This is a genomic window from Candidatus Electronema sp. PJ (assembly GCF_048287395.1).
In the GTDB taxonomy this organism is placed as follows: domain Bacteria; phylum Desulfobacterota; class Desulfobulbia; order Desulfobulbales; family Desulfobulbaceae; genus Electronema.
On sequence record NZ_JBLWEO010000020.1, the window covers coordinates 1 to 4,186 of the forward strand.

The 4,186-nt window shown below is 56.0% G+C and carries 6 protein-coding genes; 3 read left to right on the forward strand and 3 right to left on the reverse strand.

Annotation, left to right across the window (positions count from 1 at the left end):
* Positions 1-201 (reverse strand): transposase (locus tag ACNKIB_RS02605; protein ID WP_417908984.1); only part of this gene is annotated, 201 nt, incomplete at its 3' end.
* 473 nt (positions 202-674) lie between these two features.
* Here ACNKIB_RS02605 and argC point away from each other — a divergent pair.
* Entirely contained in the window at positions 675-1,715 is a 1,041-nt protein-coding gene (gene argC, locus ACNKIB_RS02610; RefSeq protein WP_417908985.1) for an N-acetyl-gamma-glutamyl-phosphate reductase, read from the forward strand.
* A gap of 19 nt (positions 1,716-1,734) precedes the next feature.
* Here argC and ACNKIB_RS02615 read toward each other — a convergent pair whose 3' ends face one another.
* The gene (locus tag ACNKIB_RS02615) at positions 1,735-2,136 is read right to left on the reverse strand and encodes a type II toxin-antitoxin system VapC family toxin (RefSeq protein WP_417908986.1); all 402 of its coding nucleotides are present in this window, start codon (positions 2,134-2,136) and stop codon (positions 1,735-1,737) included.
* Positions 2,129-2,371 carry a hypothetical protein gene (locus ACNKIB_RS02620; protein ID WP_417908987.1) on the reverse strand — a complete coding sequence of 81 codons (243 nt, stop codon included), beginning with the start codon at positions 2,369-2,371 and terminating at the stop codon, positions 2,129-2,131. The genes ACNKIB_RS02615 and ACNKIB_RS02620 overlap by 8 nt, the downstream gene beginning before the upstream one ends.
* A 671-nt stretch (positions 2,372-3,042) precedes the next feature.
* Here ACNKIB_RS02620 and truA point away from each other — a divergent pair.
* The gene (truA, locus tag ACNKIB_RS02625; protein ID WP_417908988.1) at positions 3,043-3,819 is read left to right on the forward strand and encodes a tRNA pseudouridine(38-40) synthase TruA; all 777 of its coding nucleotides are present in this window, start codon (positions 3,043-3,045) and stop codon (positions 3,817-3,819) included.
* A gap of 51 nt (positions 3,820-3,870) precedes the next feature.
* Entirely contained in the window at positions 3,871-3,996 is a 126-nt protein-coding gene (locus tag ACNKIB_RS02630; protein ID WP_417908989.1) for a hypothetical protein, read from the forward strand.
* Positions 3,997-4,186: the final 190 nt, after the last annotated feature.

Here is a 4,186-nt window from a genome sequence, read left to right on the forward strand (position 1 = left end):
CTGGAATCGTCTGTGGCAGGTTTGGTACGGCGGGTATCGCTCAGGCAGGTCTTTCCACGGCGCGCCGGGGCGCAGCACCCATAAAATGCCGTTCAACACTTCGCGCGGATCACGCGGCTTGCGGCCACGGGAATCTTTCTTACACATCAACTGCAAGATGACCGGCTCTATTTTTATCCATTGTCTGTCGGTAATTTCCATGCGGAAAATTTAACAAATTTAATGGCATTATTCTAGTTTATTTTGAGATAGGTTCGCATTAGCTCAACGGCAGCAAGTAAAGCCGACTGAAGAGTTCAGGGCGTATATAGCTGTAGCGATATAAAATGATCATATTATATCGCTGCGGCTATACTTAGGGAATAAAACGTGTCCGCTATTGCGAAGACAGGTCAGGCCCCCCGCATGGCCTGGTTCATCACTATGCGCCATTGGCGATAATCACCGTCGCTGGCGGCAACGTCACTGTGGATCATGATCTCCGGCGGCAACTACATTGTGGCTGGACACCGATCTTGTAAAGTTCACGTCTCATGCTGGGCAAAGCAGGCGCCTCTTCCCAGTTGCCTTTCCCCGCCGCATCCTGTATTTTTCCCTGCAACAAACTGATGTTCACGCCGGGCAGCCTCTGAGCTGTTCCGGCCTGCCCTTTTCATTTCTTCCGCAAAACCATCATGCTGAACGTTGGCATCATCGGGGCATCCGGCTACACCGGCGTTGAACTTGCCCGCATTCTTTCCGTCCATCCTGAAGTCCGGCTGGCTGTGGCCACATCGCGCCAGTATGCGGGCAAGCCGCTTTCCGCCGTCTTTCCCAACCTGCGCAAGCGGGTGGATTTGCTCTGCGAGGACTTGACCCCAGAGCAGCTTGTTGACCGCGCTGATTTCTTCTTCGCCGCAGTGCCGCACAAGACGGCGATGGCCCTTGTGCCCACGCTTCTGGCTGCTGGCAAGAAGGTGGTTGACCTGAGCGCAGATTTTCGCATCCGCGACGCGGCAGTGTATGAGCAATGGTATCAGCCACACACATGCCCGGAGCTGATCGCCGAGGCTGCCTACGGCCTGCCAGAGCTGTACCGCGAGCAGGTGAAGCAGGCTCGGCTGGTCGCCAATCCCGGCTGCTATCCCACCTCGATCATTCTTGGTCTAGCCCCGCTGCTGCGCGAAAAGCTGATTGACCCGTCCACGCTGATCATTGACTCCAAATCAGGCACGTCCGGCGCAGGACGCTCGGCCAGCGTGGATACTCTTTATTGTGAGGTGGCCGACGGCTTCCGGGCCTACAAGGTCGGCGGCACGCACCGCCACATCCCGGAGATTGAGCAGGAGCTATCCGCGCTGGCCGGAAGCAAGGTGATAATCTCCTTCACCCCGCATTTGCTGCCAATCTCACGCGGCATCCTCAGCACCATCTACGCCAGCCTCAGCAGCACGGTCAGTGAGCAGGACATTCAGGCTTTATACGAAAGCACCTACAACGACGAAGCCTTTGTCCGCATCTGTCCCGCCGGAACCTTCCCCGCAACCCAGCATGTGCGCGGCAGCAACTGCTGCGACATCGGCGTGAAAGTTGATGCCAGAACCGGGCGGGTTATTGTCATGTCGGCGATTGACAACATCGCCAAGGGCGCGTCCGGCCAAGCAGTGCAGAACATGAACCTCATGAACGGCTTTGCCGAAGACTGCTCCATCCGAGGAGCCGCCTTTTTTCCGTGAGGCCGCTTGCAACGCGCAGCTATTCTGCGCAGCGGAAGCCAGCTTGCACGAAATGATGATCGAAGGTCAGCGCGGTGCTGATCTGCATTTCCCGCATCACCACAAACGACAGGCAGTCAACTAATCCCCACGTTTTATCCTGATACCGATCAAATAGGTTTACCGCCTGCTTGAACAAAACGGGGTTCATGTGTACTAACGTCATCTCATCAGCGTCCTGAAAGGCGTGAATAAGCTGGCTGCATTGGCGGCGGGCGATGCGCGACAAAGCATTGCCCGCTTCCAGCAGAACAGCATCGGTTGTCACCAAAGGATATCCGCTGCACCGCTCCGCCAAGCTCAAGGCACGCCGATGATGATTGTCGTTCTCGTTGATCAAGGCGATGACGTACCCTGTGTCAACAAACAGAGGCTCAAGCATTTTTTTCGCCGTTCAAGTAGGCATCAATATTTTCCGCAAAGTCCGCAGGCCCGCTGATTTTAATCTCCTGCAACCGTGCCAGCAAGGAAGCCTTCGGCTTCGGCGGCGCAGCTTCCTCGTCAACAATCACAATCACTCGCACCGATTTGTCATCCCATGCCTGACGGTACGCATCTGGAATGGTGACGGTCACTCTGCCGTCACGGGCAATCGCGTTTAGTTCAATGGCATTCATGTTCATTTGCTCCGTTCATGTTGCAATCCGCACCGGCGGCAAGACCGTGCCTGCTTATCCTTTCTACCTTGTTGAGCGGAGAAAAGCAAGAGGCAGGAGCTGACGCAACAGTTCCGGTTTCTGACGCATCAGGCCCTTATATAAGCAGGCGGCATAGTGTATTGTATCTCTTAGATCATGGGATGATATTGGTTCGTCCCACCAACTGACCTTCCAAAGGAGTTCATCATGACTAAGAAGATCGTTCTGTTTTCATTGCTCTGCTTTTTTGCGCTTAATTTCACTGTAGCATTAGCGGAACCTACATTAGCGGAACCTGCTGAGTCTGCTGAACAATGTCCAGGTCGATGCCATAAATAAGCAGAAAAAACGGTGCGAAGGATAGGCTAATGACCTATTGTTTAGCAGCATCGTTTATCAAACAGCCCGGATTTCATTCTATCCGGGCTGCCGTATCTCTCTGCATCCCCCCTTCCCACCAACACACACAAGTCCCTCGGACTTACCTACGTTGGTCCCGAAGACTTATATATGCAAGTCAGGCGGACTTATGCACGTAAGTCTTTCGGACTTATATACGTTCCTTCCCGCCGCCTTTCCTCTTGACACGCCGGGCCTCGCTCCGTATGCTTGCCTTTCCAGCAAGGCAGAACCACCAATCCAAAGCTCCCATGACCCAACGCAACATCCTTCTGCGCCTCGCCTACGACGGCACAGACTACTGCGGCTGGCAGAAGCAGGAGAACGGGCCGACCATTCAGGGGCTGCTGGAGGCCGCGCTTGCCCGCATCACCAAGGAGGCGACGGAGGTCAGCGGCGCGGGCCGCACTGACGCGGGCGTTCATGCAGAGGGAATGACCGCCAACTTCCATACTGGCGCGGCCATGCCTGCGGCGGCTTTTCAACGGGCACTGAACTCCATGCTGCCCAAGGCGGTGCGCATTCTTGAGGCCGCCGAAGCCGCGCCTGACTTCCACGCCCGCTTTTCCGCGCTCGGCAAAACCTACCGCTACGACTTCTTCACCGGCGCAGTGCAGCTGCCTGCCGAACGCCTTTACCGCGCCCACGCGCCCTGCGTCTTCATGCCGGAGCGCGTCCAGCCCTGTCTGCAACTGCTCATCGGCAGCCACGACTTCTCCAGCTTTGAGGCCGTCGGCACCCGCGACCGCAGCAAGACCGATGGCCGGGGCGCAGTGCGCACCATCTTCCGCGCTGAATGTGTGGCCGATCCGGCCCGGCCTGAGCATTTTTCCTTCCGCTTCAACGGCGACGGCTTCCTTCGCTGCATGGTGCGAAATCTGGCCGGAACTTTGCTCTGGGTCGGCGCAGGCAAATTAAGCCGCGAGCAGTTCGCCAATATTCTCGCGGCCAAAGACCGCAGACAGGCAGGCCCGACCGCCCCGGCGTGCGGGTTGTTTTTGGAGAGGGTGGAGTATGGAGAAGTGTAGGTAACGAAACAACGCCAGCAGCAGACGCCCTTTGCTAACCATTCCCGGCAAATGAGCAAGGAGTTTGGCCGAGCCAAAGAGGAGTTCTGCCGACTTGCAGAGGAGTTTTACTCAGCAGAAAAGGAGTGCGGCTTGGCCGGAAAGGAGTCTTACCGAGTACAACTTCTTTCCGGCTAACGACGAGAGAAGTTTTGCTTAACCAAACTCCTTTGCAGATCGGCCAAACTGACCTGTCTTCGCAAAAGCGGACACGTATTATTCCCTAAGTAGCCCTTTTGAAGAAGAGCGGCTCGTAGTTGTCCGGCGACTGATAACTGATCGCCGAATGCCGCCGTTGGCGGTTGTAAAAGCCTTCGATGTACCAAAA